The organism is Trinickia sp. LjRoot230 (assembly GCF_964253315.1).
Taxonomy (GTDB): Bacteria; Pseudomonadota; Gammaproteobacteria; order Burkholderiales; family Burkholderiaceae; genus Trinickia.
Map to the genome: position 1 here is coordinate 1,001,197 of NZ_CAXUQX020000002.1, position 17,534 is coordinate 1,018,730.

The window sequence follows — 17,534 nt, forward strand, 5'->3', positions numbered from 1 at the left end:
GATTCCTCGCGTCATGCTTCGGTCTTGAGTGGCTCGTCGACCAGCCTGCCCTTGTCGAGATGCAGCGTATGCGTTGCGAAATCCGCCGCTTTTTGATCGTGCGTGACCATGACGATCGTCTTGCCGTATTCACGATTCAGCACTTGCAGCAAGTGCAGAATCTCGTCGGCCGTGGCGCGGTCGAGGTCGCCCGTCGGCTCGTCGCATACCAGCAGCTTCGGATCGGACACCAGTGCCCGCGCAATCGCGACGCGCTGCGCCTGCCCGCCCGATAGCTCCGACGGCTTGTGCTTCGTGCGGTCCTCGAGGCCAACCACGGCCAGCGCCGCCTGCACGTTGCGCCGGCGCGCCTCCTTGCTCAGTGAAGTCAGCAAGAGCGGCAACTCGACATTACGCTCGGCGTTGAGCATCGGCATCAGGTTGTAGAACTGAAACACGAAGCCAACGTTATTCGCGCGCCAGCGCGCAAGATGCCCACCCCTCAACCTGTCGATATGCTCGCCCGCAACGATGACTTCGCCGCTCGTCGGGTGATCGATTCCGCCGATCAAGTTCAGCACGGTTGTTTTTCCCGACCCGGACGGCCCCATCAACGCGACGAAGTCACCCTCGTTGACCTGCAAATTGAGGTGGTGCAGCACTTCGACGCTTTGCTTGCCGCGCGTGTAAGTCTTCACGACGTTGCGCAGAGAAATGATTGCGCTCATTGCATTGCTCCTGGTTGAAGTGTCGAATGGCGGGTTCACTGTTCCGCCACCTTGACGTGTGTACCGTCCGCAAGCTTGGTCAAGTCGCCAAGCGCAACACGCTCGCCTGCCGACAACCCTGAAAGCACGATCTGCCCTTCGTCGGCGCGCGCGCCGAGCTTCACGACGCGCCGCTCGACCGTCTCGTCGTGCAGCACGAATACGACGCCCTCGTTCGCGTTCGCGTTGGCGCCGGCACCAGCGTTGGCGCCAACATTGGCCGCCGACAGTACGGCGTCGGGGGGTATCGCCACACCGCCCGCTTGCTGCGTGCCCGCTCCGCCAGGCGGGTTGCCGCCGCTCAGGAACGACACGCGCGCGCCCATCTCGGGCAAGATGCGCGGGTCGCGCGATTTGAACCCGACGCGCACCTTCACCGTCGCCTTGCTGCGATCAGCCGTGGGAATCACCGCGATGACATAAGCCGGTATTTGCCAATCCGGATAAGCATTGAGCTTCAACACGGCCGGCACGTCCGCGCGCACACGGCTGATGAAATTCTCGCTGACGTCGACTTCGACTTCGAGCGAATCCATATCGACCAGCGTGCAAATACCACTGCGCGTAAAGCCGCCTCCCGCCGACAATGGCGAAACGATTTCGCCCGGCTGGGCGTTCTTCGTCGTCACAACGCCGGTGAACGGCGCGCGCACGACCGTGTCGTTTTCCTCGCGCTGCGCGATTTCCAGCGCTGCGCGACGCACGGCGAGATTGCCCTGCGCCACGGCAAGATCGGTCTTTTTCGCGTCGAACTCGGCCTTGCTTGTTTCCAACGCTTCCGTACTGATCACACCGGTCGCCGCCAGTTTCTGATTGCGGCGATAGATGGGCGCGATGTCATCCGCCGCCGCCTTGGCTTGCGCAAGCGTTGCGTCGGCCTGCATTACGCCGGCTTTCGCCTGCATCAGCGAAGCCGACGCATTCGTGTCATCGAGCTTCGCGACAATATCGTTCTCCTTCACGTGCTGGCCTTCCTCGATGAACAGCTGGTCGAGCTTGCCCGTGATCTTGGCCGATACCGTCGCCTGCCGGCGCGCAACGACGTAGCCCGATGCGTCGAGAATCGATGTCCCGGCGGTGCTCGCGCCAGATGCAAGCGCACGTGCGACGGCCACCTTCACGATCGGCGCCGGCGAGCGCAATCCGAAGTACGCGCCGACACCCAGCACGATCAGCAGCAGGACGATCGCACCGATCACCCAGTTGCGATACGGCCCGCCTTCGTCCCCTCCTCGCTCGCCGCGATCGATGCGCAACTGGCGCAGCAACTCCGATTTATCCGTCATGTATGGTTTTCCGCGTATCGAATGATGATCGCCTTCGTTGTCCGTCATTGGCGACGCGACGCGTCGCCGAGCTCGCTTTCGCCGGCCCGCCAATCCCCGCCGAGCGCAAGGAATAGCGCAGCCGTGTCCTGATAGCGCGCAGCGAGCGCCTGCACATAGGCGACGCGCGAACGTTCGTACTGCTGCTGTGCAGTCAGTAATTCGAGGTGATTGGCGCCGCCGAGGCCGAAGCGTTGCTCGATCAGATGCAGGCTGTCCGATGCCGAACGCTCCGCGCGATACTGCGCATTCAGCGTCAACGCATCGTTTTCAAGCGCGCGCAGCGAATCGGCGACATTCTTGAATGCGAGCAACACGGTTTGCCGATACTGCTCGCGCGATTGTTCATAAAGCGCGATGGCGGCACGCCGCTTCGCATTGAGCGTTCCGCCCTGAAACAACGGCTGCGTGAGATTGCCGGCGAGCGAAAATACGCCGCTCGACATCAGCGAGCCCAGCGACAACGCAGCGTCTCCGATGCTCGCGGACAGCCCGATTTGCGGCAACATGTTGGCTGTTGCCACGCCGATCGCGGCGCTCGCTTCGTGCAGTTGCGCTTCGGCCTGCCGGATGTCGGGCCGTTGCCGCACGATATCCGACGGCAGCATCAGCGGAATATCGCGCGGCAGTTGCAACGAGGCAAGATCGAAGCCGGTTTCGCCGTATTCGGCGGGCGGTTTGCCGAGATAAACAGCCAACTGGCTGCGCGCCATGGCCAGTTGCTGCTGCAGCGGCGGCAGCGACGCCTGCATCGACGCCAGATTCGACTCCGCCGACAAGACATCCGAGCGCGCAGCTCCGCCCATTTCGAACTGCTGGCGGCTCAGGTCGAGCTGATGCTGCGCCGAGGCAATCAGCTCTTGGGTGGCCGCTATTTGCGCGCGCAGCGAAGCCTCCAGTAGCGCGGCCGTCACCACATTGGCCGCGAGCGTCTGGTACGTGGCCTGCAATTCTTCACGCTGCGCGTCGCGCGCCGCTTCTTGCGATTCGATGCCGCGCCGCACGCCACCGAACACGTCGAAGTTGTACGAGAGCCCGATCGACGTGTTGTAAAGCGTAAAAAGAATATCGCCGCGACGGGCAATGCCCTGCGTTGCGCCATTGATCTTTTGCCGCGTCGCACCGAAGGTCCCGTTCACCGACGGAAAGAGCCCGCCACGCTGCGCCACCACCTGCTGCTCGGCGGCGCGCAGCGCAGCCTGTGCTGCGGCCACGGTCGGGCTCGCACGCAAGGCCTCGTCGACAAGGCGATCGAGCTGAGCATTGCCATAGGCCGTCCACCAGCGCGAATCGAGCGCGAGGCCTGCGCTGAACGTCTGCGCTTCGCCGCCTGCTACTGGCGTCGCCTGGGTTCGGGCCACCAGCGGCGTTTCAGTGACGGACGAGCCTGCGGGCGCAGCCGGCGTCTTGAAATCCGGCCCGACCGCGCAAGCAGCAACAGACGCTGTCGCGATTAACGCGAGCAGCGTGCGGTAAGGCGATGAAAGTGGCCGACGTTCTCTCGGATGCGGGCGCATGGCGCCACGCTTGTAGTAATCCATATTTGAAATCGGGAAGCCGGTAGCGTTCGTCCTTCGCTCTTGTCAATTGCGTGCAGATCTTGAAGCTCGGCATTGTCGGGCTTGAAATGCGGCAATGAGTATAGCGCCGGCACCTGTTTGCTGATAGTCAGTTGACATGGCAATCGTCTCCGTCAAAAGCATGAACAACCACGAATTTCGATAGTACTCACCCACAAGTCAGTCAAATCCGCGCCGGATCGCTATACTCTTTGCCCCGCTCAACACCAACACACGTTTTTAATCGATGAAGCAATTTCTCGCCGGCCTGCTCCTGGCCGTGGCGGCCGTTCATGGCGTCGCCGCACCCGCTTGCTCGCAGTTCGTCCCGGGCGCCGAATTTCCGGTGCTCGGCAACGCCAGGATGGCGCCAAAAACGCGCCTGCTTTGCTACTCGGATTTCGCCGTGCTGCATTCGGGCATCACGCACGGCCCGCTTTGGTCCGCCGAACGCTTGACGCGCGAGCGGCTCGATGCCGCCAAAGCGCAAGTGCGTACCAACAAGTTCTACGAGGAACCCGCGCTGCCTGCCGGTGAAGGCGCGACGCTGGCCGACTACAAGCGCAGCGGCTTCGACCGCGGGCATATGAGCCCGGCCGGCGACCGCTGGAACCCTGAGGCGATGGCCGAATCGTTCACGCTCGCCAATATCGTCCCGCAAGATCGTGACAACAATCAGCATCTATGGGCACGCATCGAATCTTCGGTGCGCAAAATCGCAGTCAAAAACGGCGAGGTTTTTGTCGTGACAGGCCCGTTGTTCGCGGGCGGCCAGTTACGTGCGATCGGCGCCACGCATGTGATCGTGCCGACTCAGCTTTTCAAGCTCGTCTACGTCCCGTCGGCGGGCAAGGCATTTGCGCTCGTTGTCGACAATACGGCGACGAACCGTTATGACGTAAAGACCGTCCACGAATTGGAATCGATGAGCGGCATTCGCTTTCCCGGTATTCCCGAATCGCTGAAGGACCAACGCATCGGAGGACTCAGAGGTGTCTGACTTTCACGCTTACGCAAATGACGATGAAGTGCTCAATATCGAAGGCGATGCGCTGACGGTATCGAACGGTACAACCCGCATCGTGATTAACGGCACGCTCGAAATCGCGCGGGACAAGCGCGGGCTCAAAGCCGCGCTCGCGCTGAAAGCGGCGCTCGACGGCATCGTCGATGCGTTGCGGCATGCACCCGCCTTGCCCGATAAGCTCGACGATGCGCCGCCGGCCGCCGGGACCACGATCGACAACCCGTTTTCCTGATCTGTGTGTGCTGTGCGGCTTTCGGCTTTTCATTGAATGCCCACTTCAATCGCTTGAAAACGGCTTGGCGATCATGCGATTCTTCGCATTCATGAAAACGCTGACCGAACAACTCGCGCAATATGCGGCTTACCACCGCGATCGACGCAATATCGCCACGCATTTCGTCGGCATTCCGATGATCGTGCTGGCGCTTGCCGTCTTGCTGAGCCGGCCGGCGTCGACGTGGGGCGTCTTGCCGGTCGCGCTCTCGCCGGCATGGCTGCTTTTCGGCACAGCAAGCGTCTACTATCTGGCACTCGATGCCGCGCTGGGCCTCGCCATGGTCGTCTTTTCCGCGATCTGTCTGGCGTTCGGGTGGTGGGCAGCATCATTGTCGACGCTGACATGGCTGGGCATTGGGGTCGGGCTTTTCGTCATTGGATGGGCCTTTCAGTTCGTCGGTCATGCCGCCTACGAGCACCGCAAACCCGCATTTGCCGACGACGTGATCGGCCTCGTGATCGGGCCGCTGTTCGTGCTTGCCGAGGCGCTGTTCGAGCTCGGCTGGCGCCCCGCACTACGCGACGCGATCGAAGCGAAGTGCGGCGCGTCCGGTGCCAACGAAAGGCATTGATTCAACTAACGCGCCCGCATCAAAAGCACGGCATGCACGCCCGTCACAGCGACGGCGGCCCAGATCGGCCCATACGTTGCCAATTGTTGTGCGGACAACGTTTCCCCCAAGAGCGTGACCGACACCACGACAAGCAAAACCGGCTCGACGTAACCGAGAATGCCGAATAGCGCCATTGGCATCAGGCGGCTCGCTCTCAGATAGCAGGCAAGCGCCATGGTGCTCAGCGCGCCAAGGCCCGGCAGCAGCAGCGCCCACAGCTGCGGGTGGTCAAACGCGGCGCGCGCGCCGGCACTCGTCACAACGAGCAGCACGGCCAGCGGCAGCATCAACAGCACTTCCGCGGCGAACGTGACGAGCGAATCGGCACCGATCGCACGGCGAATCACGAAATACGGCGGATACCCGAGCGCCACGACCAGCGTGGGCCACGAGAACGCATGCGTCGTCCACAGCTCATGTCCGACACCGAGCGCCGCGCAGCCAACCGCAAGCCATTGCAGCGGCACAAGCCGCTCGTGGTAGTAAAAGCGGCCGACGATCACCATCGAAAGCGGCAGCAGAAAATAGCCAAGCGACACCTCCAGTACGCGCCCATGCAGCGGCGCCCACATGAAGAGCCAAAGCTGCGTGCCCATGAGGGCGGCGCAGGCAACGAGCGCGAGCGCGGTGCGCGGCGCGGTGCATGCCCGCAGCGCGAGCGCGCGTAATTGCGGCCAACGGCCACGCAGTGCAACGAGCAGCAGCGCACCCGGCGCGGTCCAGATCATGCGCCATGCAAAGATGTCGAGACCATCTAGCGGTGCAAGCAATCGGGTATAGGCCGACATCAACGCAAACAATGCCGATGCAGCTACCGAAAGCGCAATGCCTCGACCCGAAAACCGTGTAATGGAAGTGATAGGCGTAATCGGCGCGGTGCCGATTCCCTCAATGTTGTTCGAACCGCGCAAAACGTTTCTCGATCGGACGTTCTTCGCTGACAAAATCCTGAACATGCGCCGACGGCGGACCGCGCCGCAACCATTCGAGCATGCGGTCGATCTGCTCGGCCGGCCCCTGCAGCATGGCTTCCACCGAGCCATCGGCCACATTCGTCACCCAGCCGGTAATGCCAAGCTCATGCGCGCGACGCACCGTAGCGTGGCGAAACCCGACGCCTTGAACGACACCGCGCACCCGCACGTAATACGTCTCTATCCTCGTACTCAAATCGGGGCCCGTCATACCCGTCTCTCCCAACGCTCAAATGCTCAAATGCTTAATCGCTCCAACGCCGCATTGTAGTCGCGGTTCATCGTTCAAATGGAGAGCGGATTTTGAACATTTCGCGTAACCGCTAAAGAAAGCGTCGCGACCAGCCGTTATTGCACTAATTGCGTTTGCGCGATAGCTCATTTGCGTGCGAGGAGAGTTTCCGGTGGCTCAAGGACACCACGCAGCCCGAGTCGATCGCAACGGAGTGGTCAAGGGCTGGTTCGTCGAACATCGCGGCACGGCAGCCACCATCGCGGTTTTCGCGTTGGTGGCGTGCGTCGTCGCACATATGGCCGCCCGCTGGGTCGCCAGGCACGATGTCGATTGGATCGCCGTCGCGGCGGCCTTTGCATTTCTCGTCTATGGCGTGCACGCGCGTCACCGGCTTGCGGTGGAGCGCGTACGCGCGTCGCTCGCCGAAGAAAAGGGCGAAGCGCTCTTTCGCGAGTATTTCGAAGGCCATCCACTGCCCATGCTCGTGTACGACGTCGAGACCAACACGGTCAGCGCCGTCAACGACGCTGCCGTGCGGCGCTACGGCTATACGCGCGATGAATTCGAAGATCTGCCGATCGTCGAATTACGGCCGCCAGAGGAGCGCGCCGCGTTCCTCGAGCGCTTTGCCAGCTTCGCGAACGGGGCTGGGCCGAAAAACGGTTCGCCCGGCGTGCGGGCACATCTGCACAAAGACGGCACACGCTTTTTCGTCGAACCCAGCTACCACCTGATGACGTATGCGGAGCGCCGCGCCTGCTTCGTCGTGGTCGTCGATGTTACAGAAAAAGAACTGGCAAAAGCCGCGCTGCAAGAATCGAAGCAGATGCTGGAAACGGTCCTCGACAGCGTGCCGCAGCGTATCTTTTGGAAGGACGTCAATTCCCGATATTTGGGATGCAATCGCGCGTTCGCCAACGACGTCGGTGTCGACGATCGCGCAGCGATCATCGGCATGACCGATGACAACATGCCCTGGCGCGCCGCGGCCGTCGGCGCTCGCGCGCGCGATCTCGAGGTGATCACAAGCGGAAAAGCTTCGCACTACGAAGAATTCGTGCCGTCGGCAAGCGGCGGCTGGCGCTGGCTGCGCAAAACGAAAGTGCCGCTCATGAGCTGCAACAACGAAGTCATCGGCGTGCTTGCGAGTTACGAGGACGTGACCGACCTGAAAGACGCTGAGCTCGCATTGCGATTGCGCAGCCGTGCGCTCGATGCCAGCGTCAACGCAGTGCTTATTACGAGTTCCGCCGACGAAGGCAATCTGATCGAATATGCGAACCCCGCGTTCGAGCGCATCACCGGTTATTCGATCGCGGCCGTGCAAGGAACCGATTGCCGCTTCCTGCAAGGCGAGGACCGCAACCAGGCTGGCATCGAGGCGATCCGCCACGCGCTGGCTCAAGCGCGCGAAGTGACCACGCTCGTGCGCAACTATCGACGCGACGGCACACTGTTTTGGAATCAGATCTATATTGCGCCGGTACGCGACGACGAAGGCCGGATCACTCACCACATCAGCGTGGTCAATGACGTAACGGAACTCGTGCAGTCGCGGGATTTGCTGAGCCAGCAGGCCAACGTCGATTCGTTGACGGCGCTGCCCAATCGCAATCGTTTCAACGAACGACTGACGAGCGCCATCGCCTACGCGAGTAAGCACGGCACACGCGTGGCGCTCGTTTTCATGGACGTCGATCACTTCAAGGATGTCAACGACAGTCTGGGCCATGGCGTCGGCGACCGGCTGCTGCAGGAACTCGGCGCGCGGCTGGCTGCATGCGTCTCCGAAGCCGATACGGTCGCGCGATATGGCGGCGACGAATTCGTGATGGTCGTGCTCGAAGGAAGCGCCGAAGAAGATAGGGTGACCGAAGTGCTGGCCCGCGTTTCGCAAGCATTTGCACGGCCGGTATGGATCGACGACACCGAGTTCTGTGTCGAGGCAAGTATCGGCATTGCCTGCTTCCCAACCGACGGCGCCGATGCGCAAACGCTGCTGCGCCGCGCCGATCTTGCGATGTATCACGCGAAATCGAATGGCCGTAACGGGCTGCAGCGCTTCACGCCCGAACTCGGCACGATGGCGGACGAGCGGCTCGCCTTGTCGCGACGCATGCGCAGTGCGCTTGCAAACGGCGAATTCCGTCTCGCGTATCAACCGCAAGTCGATTTGCAGACCAATCGCGTGATCGGTGTGGAAGCATTGCTGCGTTGGGAAGATGCGGAAATGGGCGCCGTCAGCCCCGCCACATTCATTCCGATCGCCGAGGAAAACGGCCTTATTGTGCCGATCGGCGAATGGGTGATGCAGCAGGCATGCTTCCAGGCCCAGAGTTGGCAAGCGACCCTGCCGGGCTTGCGCATGTCGGTCAATCTGTCGGCGCGCCAGTTCGCGCGCGGCGACATCGTGCGCGTGATCGAGCGCGCGCTCGCACGCGCGCAGCTCGACCCGCAGTTGCTCGAGGTGGAGATCACCGAGAGCGCGCTGCTCAGCCTTGGCTCGCTCGATGTTTTGCAGGCCTTGCGCGCGATGGATATCGACATCGCCATCGACGACTTCGGCACCGGCTATTCGAGCTTGTCCTATCTGCGTAGCTTTCGCGCCGAACGGCTCAAGCTCGACATGTCGTTCGTACGCGGCATCGGCGTGCATCGCGAAGACGAGATCATCACGCGCGCGATTCTGTCGCTCGCCCGTGCGCTCGGTTTCAGCGTGGTTGCGGAGGGCGTCGAAACTGCCACTCAGCTCGCGTTCTTGCGTCGTCACGGCTGCAGCGTCGTGCAGGGCTATCGCTTCGCGCGTCCGATGATGGCCGCTCAGGCCCACGAGTTCATCCGCCGCTTCAACCAAGACGCGCTCGCGCTGGGTTGAACCAGCGCGATGACGCTGCTACGCGATTACAATTGCCCGGTTCGATGCGGCCAGCGAGCCGCATCGCTTGCCATGAAAAACGGGAAATCAATGCAGATGAGAGCCTCCTTAGGCGATCTCGTACTCGTCACGGGTGCATCGGGCTTTGTCGGCTCGGCTGTTGCGCGTGCGGCGCTCGCCCGCGGCTTTGCCGTACGCGTACTCGTGCGCGCAACCAGTTCGCGCAAAAACGTCGACGCCCTCGACGCGGAGATCGTAGTGGGCGATATGCGCGACGAAGCCTCGATGCGCGATGCGCTGCGCGGGGTGCGCTACCTTTTTCACGTCGCGGCGGATTATCGCCTGTGGGCGCCCGATCCGCTCGAGATCGAACGCGCGAACCTCGAGGGCACCGAAGCCACGATGCGCGCGGCGCTGGCCGAGGGTGTCGAGCGCATCGTGTATACGAGCAGCGTCGCAACGCTCAAAGTGACGCGCGACGGCCGCATCGCGGACGAGACCGCGCCGCTCGCAGCCGCGGACGCCATCGGCGTCTACAAGCGCAGCAAGGTGCTCGCCGAGCGCGCCGTCGAGCGCATGATCTCGACCGGACGGCTGCCCGCGGTCATCGTCAATCCATCGACACCGATCGGGCCGCGCGACGTACGGCCGACGCCGACCGGGCGCATCATCGTCGAAGCCGCGCTCGGCAAGATTCCCGCGTTCGTCGACACCGGCTTGAACCTCGTGCACGTCGATGACGTCGCAGCCGGCCATCTGCTTGCACTCGAGCACGGGCGCATTGGCGAGCGCTATATCCTCGGTGGCGAAAACTTGCCGCTGCAACAGATGCTTGCCGATATCGCCACGCGCACCGGCCGCAAGCCGCCGACGCTCAGCTTGCCCCGCTGGCCGCTCTACCCGCTTGCGTTCGGCGCGGAGTGCATCGCGAAAATCACCAAGCGCGAGCCGTTCGTGACTGTCGACGGTCTCAGGATGTCGAAAAACAAAATGTATTTCACGTCGGCCAAAGCCGAGCGCGAGCTCGGCTATCGGTCACGGCCCTATCGCGAAGGCTTGCACGACGCACTCGATTGGTTCAGCGAAGCGGGGTATCTCGTTCGGTAAGTGGCGCGGCGCGCATGCATTTTGTTACAACGTCGATGTGCTGGCGCGCGAGATACGCTGCCGCGAGCCGGTAAAATCGCGGGTTCTTTCAAGAGAAAGCCGCGCATGAACCTTTACGAACAGATCGGCGAACTCGAAGCGAGCATCGATCAGATCAACGAACTCGACCGACTCAATCGCCTCGCACGAGCCGCACTCGCGACCGCCGCCGAACGCGATCCCGCCCCGCTGCAAGCGGCGCCTGATGTCGCAATTGAAAACGCCGACGAAAAGCCCACATTGCGGGTGAGCCGTCCGTCGCACGACGCGCTCACGCTCAACATCGGCGGGAAAGCCGTCACGCTGGCGCCGCAACAAATCGGCCAACTCATCGAAGAGCTCGCGAATGCGCGTGCGTCGATGTCGCCCGAGCCGCCGATGGCGATTGCACCGGGCTGGCGTTTCGTCTCGACCAAAAACCCGGTCACGGCCGTGCAAAAGCAAGCCAACGGCGACCGCCTGCTGGTTGCTCGCCATACCGGTTACGGCTGGGTCCCGTTCACCTTTTCCCCGGATGTGGTGGTGCAGCTTTACATGATGCTCACGCAGTAAGCGCATAAGCGTATAAGCACACGCGCAACGTGCGCCGTTAGCGGTCAACCGGCGCCTGCACGCGTGCCTTCCACTGTCCGCCCTTACCCCGCCAGTAGCGAAGCGCGGACGCCAACGTCGCGCCGACATAAAACAGCGCGACGAGCGGCAACGCCGGCGCCCAGTATGGTGTGCGGCCGTAATTGCGGAGCATCGGCGCATAAGCGCAACACATCGCAGCCCAGGCGATCCACGCTGGCCAGCCCGGCGCACCAAGCACGAGTGCGGCGGCAGGCGGCACGAGATAGATCAGCGTCATGCCGACCAGCGTACCCGCGAGCAGCCACGGCGAATAACGCAGTTGCGTGAACGCCGTGCGCGCGATCATGTGCCAGATCTCGCGCGGACTGTCATAGGGCCGCAGCGAGACGCTGCGCGCTGCCACGTCGAGGCGAATCGGGTGCCCGCCCGTGCCTCGATGCTTGATTCGTGCCGCCAGCGCGCAGTCGTCGATCAATTCGGCCCGGATCGACTCGATACCGCCCGCCTCCTCGAGCGCCGTCCGTTTGACGAGCATGCAGCCGCCCGCCGCTGCCGCTGTCCGCTTGCGTGGATTGTTGACCCAGGCAAACGGATACAACTTGGCGAAGAAGAACACGAACGCCGGAATCAGCGCCTTCTCCCAGAACGAATCGCAGCGCAGACGAACCATCAGCGAAACCAGATCGCGCGCCTCGACGGTTGCGCGCACAACGAGTTGGGCAAGCGCGTCGGGCGGGTGACCGATGTCGGCATCGGTCAGCAGCAGGTAATCGGCGGGCAAGCCGAGCGACTTGGCCGCCGCAATGCCCTGCGACTGCGCCCAAACCTTGCCGGACCACGCTGCCGGCAACGGCTTCGCGGCAATGACGCTCAGCCGCTCCGGCCGCCCGAGCGCGAGTGCCGCGGCCCGCGCGGCGTCGGCGGTGCCATCGGTGCTGTGGTCGTCCACCACGGTCACGTGGAATGCGCCCGCGTAGTCTTGCGCGAGCAGGCTGCGGACTGCCTGCGCGATGACATCGGCCTCGTTACGCGCCGGGACGACGGCCACGACGGCGGGCCAGCCCTGCTGCGCGTCGGCCAGCACGGCCGGCAGTGGTGCGGCCGGGCGTGTGCGCCAAAAGCCGCCCCGCGCGAACAGCAACACGCACCAAATGGCGAGCGAAACGAGCGAAAGTGCGAAAAGCGCCAGTTTTTCGAAATAATCAAAATGCATGCGACGGACCGAAGCAATAAGGCAGACTATTGAGGTTTTAAGCGAACCGTAAGGTTCGCCGCAAAGCCGCCTAGTTTACTGGGTAGCGGGCCGGCGCGGCGCGCACGCCGCCGTACCGCACCGATTAAGCATGCGTACAACGCTTGCCGACCCGCTTCGGCCCGATAGCGTTAGAATGCGCGTTTGGTTTCGGTTTGCCGGCTATCACGCCCGCTTTCTAATAATTAAGTTGGGTCTGGGCGATTATGAGCCGCCACGTCGGCTAAATTCGATACCCCGATTCAGTCGGAGTTCGCCATAACATGCGAGTCATCCTTGCTCAACCGCGCGGCTTTTGCGCGGGAGTCGTTCGCGCAATCGAGATCGTCGATCGCGCGTTGCAACGACACGGTGCACCCGTCTACGTGCGCCACGAAATCGTGCATAACCGGCACGTCGTCGAAAACTTGCGCAGCAAGGGCGCCCGTTTCGTCGAAGAACTCGACGAAGTGCCGCACGGCGCGGTCACGGTATTCAGTGCGCACGGGGTTGCGCAAAGCGTCGAGCGCGATGCCGACAATCGAGGCCTCGACGTGCTCGATGCCACCTGCCCGCTCGTGACCAAGGTCCACGTGCAGGGGCGTCAGTATGTCGCCGCCGGCCGTACCCTGATTCTGATCGGCCACGCCGGGCACCCGGAAGTCGAGGGCACGATCGGCCAGATTCCGGGCAAGGTGCTGCTCGTGCAAAGCGAAGCCGAAGTGGCGAAGCTCGATTTGCCGGCCGATGCACCGCTTGCCTATGTCACGCAAACGACGCTGTCGGTCGACGATACGCGCGGCATCATCGATGCGCTGATGCGGCGCTTCACCGATATCGTGGGCCCCGATACGCGCGACATCTGCTATGCCACGCAAAACCGGCAAGCCGCGGTACGCGATTTGAGCGCCCACGTCGATGTACTGCTCGTCGTGGGCGCAACCAATAGTTCCAATTCCAACCGGTTGCGCGAGATCGGTGCCGAAAGCGGTGTGCCGAGCTATCTCGTCGCAGACGGTTTCGAGCTCAAGCCCGAATGGTTCGCCAACGCGCAGACGGTCGGCATCACGGCCGGCGCGTCGGCGCCCGAGGAAATGGTCGACCATGTAATCGACGCATTGCGCGCGCTCGGCCCCGTCGAGGTCACCACGATGGACGGGCGCGAGGAAAAAGTCGAATTCAAGCTGCCGTCGAAGCTCGCCGAGCCCGTCGCCGCACGTCAAGTCTAAGGAGGACGCCTTGTCAATCCCGCTTCTACAGAAAGTTCGCGTCGGCGCCTATATTGCGCGCCAGCATTTCACCGGCAATAAACGCTATCCGCTCGCGCTGATGCTCGAGCCGCTATTCCGCTGCAACCTTGCATGCAACGGTTGCGGCAAGATCGATTATCCCGATCCGATTTTGAATCAACGGCTGTCCGTCGAAGAATGCCTTGGCGCGGTCGACGAATGCGGTGCGCCGGTGGTCTCGATCGCCGGCGGCGAGCCGCTCTTACACCGCGAGATGCCGGAAATCGTCCGAGGCATCATCAAACGCAAGAAGTTCGTCTATCTCTGCACGAACGCGCTGCTGATGGAAAAGAAGATGGACGACTACCGGCCGAGTCCGTACTTCGTCTGGTCGGTGCACCTCGACGGCGACCAAGCCATGCACGACCATTCGGTTTCGCAAGATGGCGTGTACGAGAAAGCCGTGGCCGCCATTCGCGAAGCGAAACGGCGCGGTTTCCGGGTCAACATCAATTGCACGCTGTTTAACGACGCGCAGCCCGAACGCGTCGCCGCGTTCTTCGATTCGGTCGGGCCGATGGGCGTGGACGGCATCACCGTCTCACCCGGTTACGCCTATGAGCGCGCGCCAGATCAGCAGCACTTCTTGAACCGTGACAAGACGAAACAGCTGTTCCGCGAAATTTTCAAACGCGGCGACGGCGGCAAGAAGTGGTCGTTCAGCCAATCGGCCATGTTCCTCGATTTCCTCGCCGGCAACCAGACTTACCACTGCACACCTTGGGGCAACCCTGCGCGCACGGTGTTCGGCTGGCAGCGCCCCTGTTATCTGGTCGGCGAAGGGTATGCGAAGACCTTCAAGGAATTGATGGAAGACACGGATTGGGACGCCTACGGAACCGGCAACTACGAGAAGTGCGCTGACTGTATGGTCCACAGCGGCTTCGAAGCGACGGCGGTGATGGACACCGTCGCGCACCCGCTCAAGGCGCTCGGTGTCAGCTTGCGGGGGCCCAAGCTCGACGGCGCTTTCGCGAAGGATATCCCGCTCGATAAGCAGCGTCCCGCCGAGTATGTGTTCTCGCGGCACGTCGAAATCAAGCTCGAGGAAATCGGACGCACGGCGAACGCAAAGAAAGGGCAACGGGCGGCCACTGCGCATTGACTGACGATTAATGACGACATGCGCTGAGTTATTGGCGCGCTTGCAAAAGCCCCGCGTTTGAATAAAACGCGGGGCTTTTGTCATTACGCCCAGTCGAGCACGGTTATCACCGTCGCATTCAACAGCATTTTCCGGCGCCGGCCCCATACCGCGCATCTTGCCGATCGCGAAAAAACGCTTCGTAGCTCATGACCGGCTGGTCGGGGTGCGTGGCGCGCATATGCGCCACGTAGCCGTCGTAGTCGGGCAAGCCAACCATCAGACGCAACGCTTGGCCGAGGTACCGGCCTGCGCTGCGCAATTCACCGAGGTTTGAGAACATCGTTCGCTCGGCTTTCGTTTATCGAACGCCGGCCGTCTGCACGATAGGTGACGTTTCGAACGGCGTCTCCTCCGCGCTCGGCCGAGCACTGCGGCGCGCCCGAATAATAGCCGCCACGCCATACCCAACCATGCTCAGCACGACGATGACGAACAGCGCCGACAACGTCGCATCGACATAATCGTTAAAAACGATACGGCGCATTTGTTCGATCGACTTAGCCGGAGCGAGCACCTTGCCCGCGTCCGCTGAGGCACTGAGCTTCGCTGCATGCGCCAAGAAACCGACCTTCGGATTGTCCGAAAAGATTTTTTGCCAACCCGCCGTCAACGTGCAAATGAGCAACCAAATGGTTGGCGCGATTGTCACCCATGCGTAGCGTTCGCGCTTCATCTTGAAGATCACGACCGTGCCGAGCACGAGCGCAATCGCGGCCAGCATTTGATTCGATACACCGAAGAGCGGCCACAGCGTATTGATGCCGCCGAGCGGATCGATCACGCCTTGATACAGGAAGTAGCCCCATGCGGCGACGCACAGGCCCGTGGCAACCAGGTTCGCAGGCAAGGACTCCGTGCGCTTGAGCGCCGGATGAAACGCGCCGAGCAGATCCTGCAGCATGAAGCGCCCCGCTCGCGTGCCGGCATCGACGGCTGTCAGGATAAACAGCGCCTCGAACAGAATCGCGAAGTGATACCAGAACGCCATCATGGCCGGCCCGCCGATCACGTGGTGCAGAATCTGCGCCATTCCCACCGCGAGCGTCGGTGCGCCGCCCGCGCGCCCGACGATCGTCGTTTCGCCGACAGCGCGCGCGGTTTCAGTCAACATGTCCGGCGTCAGCAGGAAGCCCCACTGCGTGACCGTCTGGGCCACGGCATCCGGTGTCGAGCCCAGCAGCGCTGCCGGCGCATTCATCGCGAAGTAGACGCCCGGTTCGATCACGCAGGCCGCAACGAGCGCCATGATCGCAACGAACGACTCCATCAGCATCGCGCCGTATCCGATGAAGCGCGCATCGCGTTCGTTCTCGAGCAGTTTCGGCGTCGTGCCCGAGGCGATCAATGCATGGAACCCCGACACCGCGCCGCAGGCGATCGTGATGAACAGAAACGGGAACAGATTGCCCGACCACACGGGGCCCGTGCCGTCGACAAATTTCGTCAACGCCGGCATTTTCATCTCGGGTGAGACGATCAGGATGCCGATGGCCAGTCCGAGGATGGTGCCGATTTTGAGGAACGTCGACAGATAATCGCGCGGAGCAAGCAGCAGCCATACGGGCAGCACCGATGCGATGAACCCGTAGCCGATCAGGATCCAGGTGAGCTGCGTACCGGTGAACGTGAACCACGCGGCAAGCGCGGGGATGTCATGAACGTACTGTCCGAATGCGATCGACGCCATCAGCAGCACGAAACCGACCACCGATACTTCACCGATGCGCCCAGGCCGAATGAAACGCGTGTACACGCCCATCAGCAACGCAATCGGAATCGTTGCGGCAACCGTAAACGTGCCCCACGGCGAATTCGTCAGCGCCTTCACGACGATCAGCGCAAGCACGGCCAGGATGATGATCATGATCAGGAACGCACCGAACAGCGCGATCATTCCCGGCACCGTTCCTAGTTCCATTTTGACGAGGTCGCCGAGCGAGCGGCCGTCTCGGCGAGTCGAAATGAAAAGCACGATGAAATCCTGCACGGCACCGGCGAACACGACACCCGCGAGAATCCACAGCATGCCGGGCGTATAGCCCATTTGCGCGGCCAGCACCGGCCCGACCAGCGGCCCCGCACCGGCAATGGCGGCGAAGTGATGGCCGAACAGCACGAAGCGATGCGTCGGGACGTAGTCGAGGCCGTCGTTGTGTTTGACAGCCGGCGTCATTCGCCGTGGGTCGAGTTGCAGCACGCGGCTTGCGATGAAGTGGCTATAGAAGCGATAGCCGATCAAATAGACGCAGACGGCCGCGATAACAACCCACAGCGCGCTGACGCGCTCGCCATGTGCGAGGGCAATGGTGCCGAACGCATAAGCGCCGAGCAGTGCGAGCACCGTCCACAGCGCAAATCGGCCGAGCCGATTCATCGGATTCATGCTGTCTCCAAGATTTGTTATGAATAATTCCACCGCATCGGCCGGTCGCCGGCGAGTAACGTGAGCCAAGCGTGAGCCACGCGACCCGCTGATGGCCGTGTAGTATTCAGCTTCGCGTCAGGCCTCACAAGCGC

Annotated in this window: 16 protein-coding genes; 8 read left to right on the forward strand and 8 right to left on the reverse strand. The window is 62.3% G+C overall.

What is annotated here, in order from left to right; all coding sequences use genetic code 11:
* Nucleotides 1-11: 11 nt before the first annotated feature.
* From ACSQ20_RS23530 to ACSQ20_RS23540, 3 genes are read right to left on the reverse strand one after another with little or no spacing between them, the layout of a single operon-like run.
* Nucleotides 12-707 carry an ABC transporter ATP-binding protein gene (locus tag ACSQ20_RS23530; RefSeq protein ID WP_436024730.1) on the reverse strand — a complete coding sequence of 232 codons (696 nt, stop codon included), beginning with the start codon at nt 705-707 and terminating at the stop codon, nt 12-14.
* A gap of 35 nt (nt 708-742) precedes the next feature.
* A complete protein-coding gene (locus tag ACSQ20_RS23535) occupies nt 743-2,032 on the reverse strand; it encodes an efflux RND transporter periplasmic adaptor subunit (protein ID WP_436024732.1) in 1,290 nt (429 codons plus the stop codon).
* Between the two features lie 44 nt (nt 2,033-2,076).
* A complete protein-coding gene (locus tag ACSQ20_RS23540; protein WP_436024734.1) occupies nt 2,077-3,612 on the reverse strand; it encodes an efflux transporter outer membrane subunit in 1,536 nt (511 codons plus the stop codon).
* 265 nt (nt 3,613-3,877) lie between these two features.
* On the opposite strand from ACSQ20_RS23540, the gene ACSQ20_RS23545 reads away from it, so the two are divergent.
* From ACSQ20_RS23545 to ACSQ20_RS23555, 3 genes are all read left to right on the forward strand, one after another.
* Nucleotides 3,878-4,630: a DNA/RNA non-specific endonuclease gene (locus tag ACSQ20_RS23545; protein ID WP_436024736.1), complete on the forward strand. Its 753-nt coding sequence runs from the start codon at nt 3,878-3,880 to the stop codon at nt 4,628-4,630.
* Nucleotides 4,623-4,889: a hypothetical protein gene (locus tag ACSQ20_RS23550; protein WP_436024738.1), complete on the forward strand. Its 267-nt coding sequence runs from the start codon at nt 4,623-4,625 to the stop codon at nt 4,887-4,889. Before ACSQ20_RS23545 ends, ACSQ20_RS23550 begins: the two co-directional genes overlap by 8 nt.
* A gap of 91 nt (nt 4,890-4,980) precedes the next feature.
* Nucleotides 4,981-5,505 carry a DUF962 domain-containing protein gene (locus ACSQ20_RS23555; protein ID WP_436024740.1) on the forward strand — a complete coding sequence of 175 codons (525 nt, stop codon included), beginning with the start codon at nt 4,981-4,983 and terminating at the stop codon, nt 5,503-5,505.
* Nucleotides 5,506-5,510: 5 nt separating this feature from the next.
* Here the strand turns inward: ACSQ20_RS23555 and rarD are convergent, their stop codons facing one another.
* Nucleotides 5,511-6,407, reverse strand: a complete 897-nt coding sequence (gene rarD / locus ACSQ20_RS23560; protein ID WP_436025853.1) for an EamA family transporter RarD — start codon at nt 6,405-6,407, stop codon at nt 5,511-5,513.
* Nucleotides 6,408-6,435: 28 nt separating this feature from the next.
* Nucleotides 6,436-6,732 carry an acylphosphatase gene (locus tag ACSQ20_RS23565; protein WP_436024742.1) on the reverse strand — a complete coding sequence of 99 codons (297 nt, stop codon included), beginning with the start codon at nt 6,730-6,732 and terminating at the stop codon, nt 6,436-6,438.
* 193 nt (nt 6,733-6,925) lie between these two features.
* On the opposite strand from ACSQ20_RS23565, the gene ACSQ20_RS23570 reads away from it, so the two are divergent.
* The 3 genes from ACSQ20_RS23570 (at nt 6,926) to ACSQ20_RS23580 (ending at nt 11,329) form a co-directional block, all read left to right on the forward strand.
* Entirely contained in the window at nt 6,926-9,631 is a 2,706-nt protein-coding gene (locus ACSQ20_RS23570; protein WP_436024744.1) for a sensor domain-containing protein, read from the forward strand.
* A gap of 96 nt (nt 9,632-9,727) precedes the next feature.
* Nucleotides 9,728-10,738 carry a hopanoid-associated sugar epimerase gene (gene hpnA / locus ACSQ20_RS23575; RefSeq protein ID WP_436024746.1) on the forward strand — a complete coding sequence of 337 codons (1,011 nt, stop codon included), beginning with the start codon at nt 9,728-9,730 and terminating at the stop codon, nt 10,736-10,738.
* A 105-nt stretch (nt 10,739-10,843) separates the two neighbouring features.
* Nucleotides 10,844-11,329 carry a hypothetical protein gene (locus tag ACSQ20_RS23580; RefSeq protein WP_436024748.1) on the forward strand — a complete coding sequence of 162 codons (486 nt, stop codon included), beginning with the start codon at nt 10,844-10,846 and terminating at the stop codon, nt 11,327-11,329.
* A 37-nt stretch (nt 11,330-11,366) separates the two neighbouring features.
* Here the strand turns inward: ACSQ20_RS23580 and ACSQ20_RS23585 are convergent, their stop codons facing one another.
* Complete coding sequence (locus ACSQ20_RS23585) at nt 11,367-12,563, reverse strand: glycosyltransferase (protein WP_436024750.1); 1,197 nt, start codon at nt 12,561-12,563, stop codon at nt 11,367-11,369.
* A 302-nt stretch (nt 12,564-12,865) separates the two neighbouring features.
* On the opposite strand from ACSQ20_RS23585, the gene ispH reads away from it, so the two are divergent.
* Both ispH and hpnH read left to right on the forward strand, forming a co-directional pair.
* A complete protein-coding gene (gene ispH, locus ACSQ20_RS23590; protein WP_436024752.1) occupies nt 12,866-13,810 on the forward strand; it encodes a 4-hydroxy-3-methylbut-2-enyl diphosphate reductase in 945 nt (314 codons plus the stop codon).
* Nucleotides 13,811-13,820: 10 nt separating this feature from the next.
* Nucleotides 13,821-14,975, forward strand: coding sequence for an adenosyl-hopene transferase HpnH (gene hpnH / locus ACSQ20_RS23595; protein WP_436024754.1), 1,155 nt, complete (start codon nt 13,821-13,823; stop codon nt 14,973-14,975).
* A 118-nt stretch (nt 14,976-15,093) separates the two neighbouring features.
* On the opposite strand, the gene ACSQ20_RS23600 is transcribed toward hpnH, so the two are convergent.
* Both ACSQ20_RS23600 and ACSQ20_RS23605 read right to left on the reverse strand, forming a co-directional pair.
* The gene (locus ACSQ20_RS23600; protein ID WP_436024756.1) at nt 15,094-15,297 is read right to left on the reverse strand and encodes a YbdD/YjiX family protein; all 204 of its coding nucleotides are present in this window, start codon (nt 15,295-15,297) and stop codon (nt 15,094-15,096) included.
* A gap of 18 nt (nt 15,298-15,315) precedes the next feature.
* Entirely contained in the window at nt 15,316-17,391 is a 2,076-nt protein-coding gene (locus ACSQ20_RS23605) for a carbon starvation CstA family protein (RefSeq protein ID WP_436025855.1), read from the reverse strand.
* Nucleotides 17,392-17,534 lie beyond the last annotated feature (143 nt).

Excerpts from the sequence above, each read along its gene's own strand:
- ACSQ20_RS23530 (WP_436024730.1), bottom strand. The coding sequence starts at position 707 with ATGAGCGCAATCATTTCTCTGCGCAACGTCGTGAAGACTTACACGCGC.
- ACSQ20_RS23545 (WP_436024736.1), top strand. The coding sequence starts at position 3,878 with ATGAAGCAATTTCTCGCCGGCCTGCTCCTGGCCGTGGCGGCCGTTCAT.
- ACSQ20_RS23600 (WP_436024756.1), bottom strand. The coding sequence starts at position 15,297 with ATGTTCTCAAACCTCGGTGAATTGCGCAGCGCAGGCCGGTACCTCGGC.
- ACSQ20_RS23580 (WP_436024748.1), top strand. The coding sequence starts at position 10,844 with ATGAACCTTTACGAACAGATCGGCGAACTCGAAGCGAGCATCGATCAG.
- ACSQ20_RS23605 (WP_436025855.1), bottom strand. The coding sequence starts at position 17,391 with ATGAATCGGCTCGGCCGATTTGCGCTGTGGACGGTGCTCGCACTGCTC.
- ACSQ20_RS23565 (WP_436024742.1), bottom strand. The coding sequence starts at position 6,732 with ATGACGGGCCCCGATTTGAGTACGAGGATAGAGACGTATTACGTGCGG.
- hpnA (WP_436024746.1), top strand. The coding sequence starts at position 9,728 with ATGAGAGCCTCCTTAGGCGATCTCGTACTCGTCACGGGTGCATCGGGC.
- ACSQ20_RS23535 (WP_436024732.1), bottom strand. The coding sequence starts at position 2,032 with ATGACGGATAAATCGGAGTTGCTGCGCCAGTTGCGCATCGATCGCGGC.
- ACSQ20_RS23585 (WP_436024750.1), bottom strand. The coding sequence starts at position 12,563 with ATGCATTTTGATTATTTCGAAAAACTGGCGCTTTTCGCACTTTCGCTC.
- ACSQ20_RS23540 (WP_436024734.1), bottom strand. The coding sequence starts at position 3,612 with ATGGATTACTACAAGCGTGGCGCCATGCGCCCGCATCCGAGAGAACGT.
- ispH (WP_436024752.1), top strand. The coding sequence starts at position 12,866 with ATGCGAGTCATCCTTGCTCAACCGCGCGGCTTTTGCGCGGGAGTCGTT.
- ACSQ20_RS23555 (WP_436024740.1), top strand. The coding sequence starts at position 4,981 with ATGAAAACGCTGACCGAACAACTCGCGCAATATGCGGCTTACCACCGC.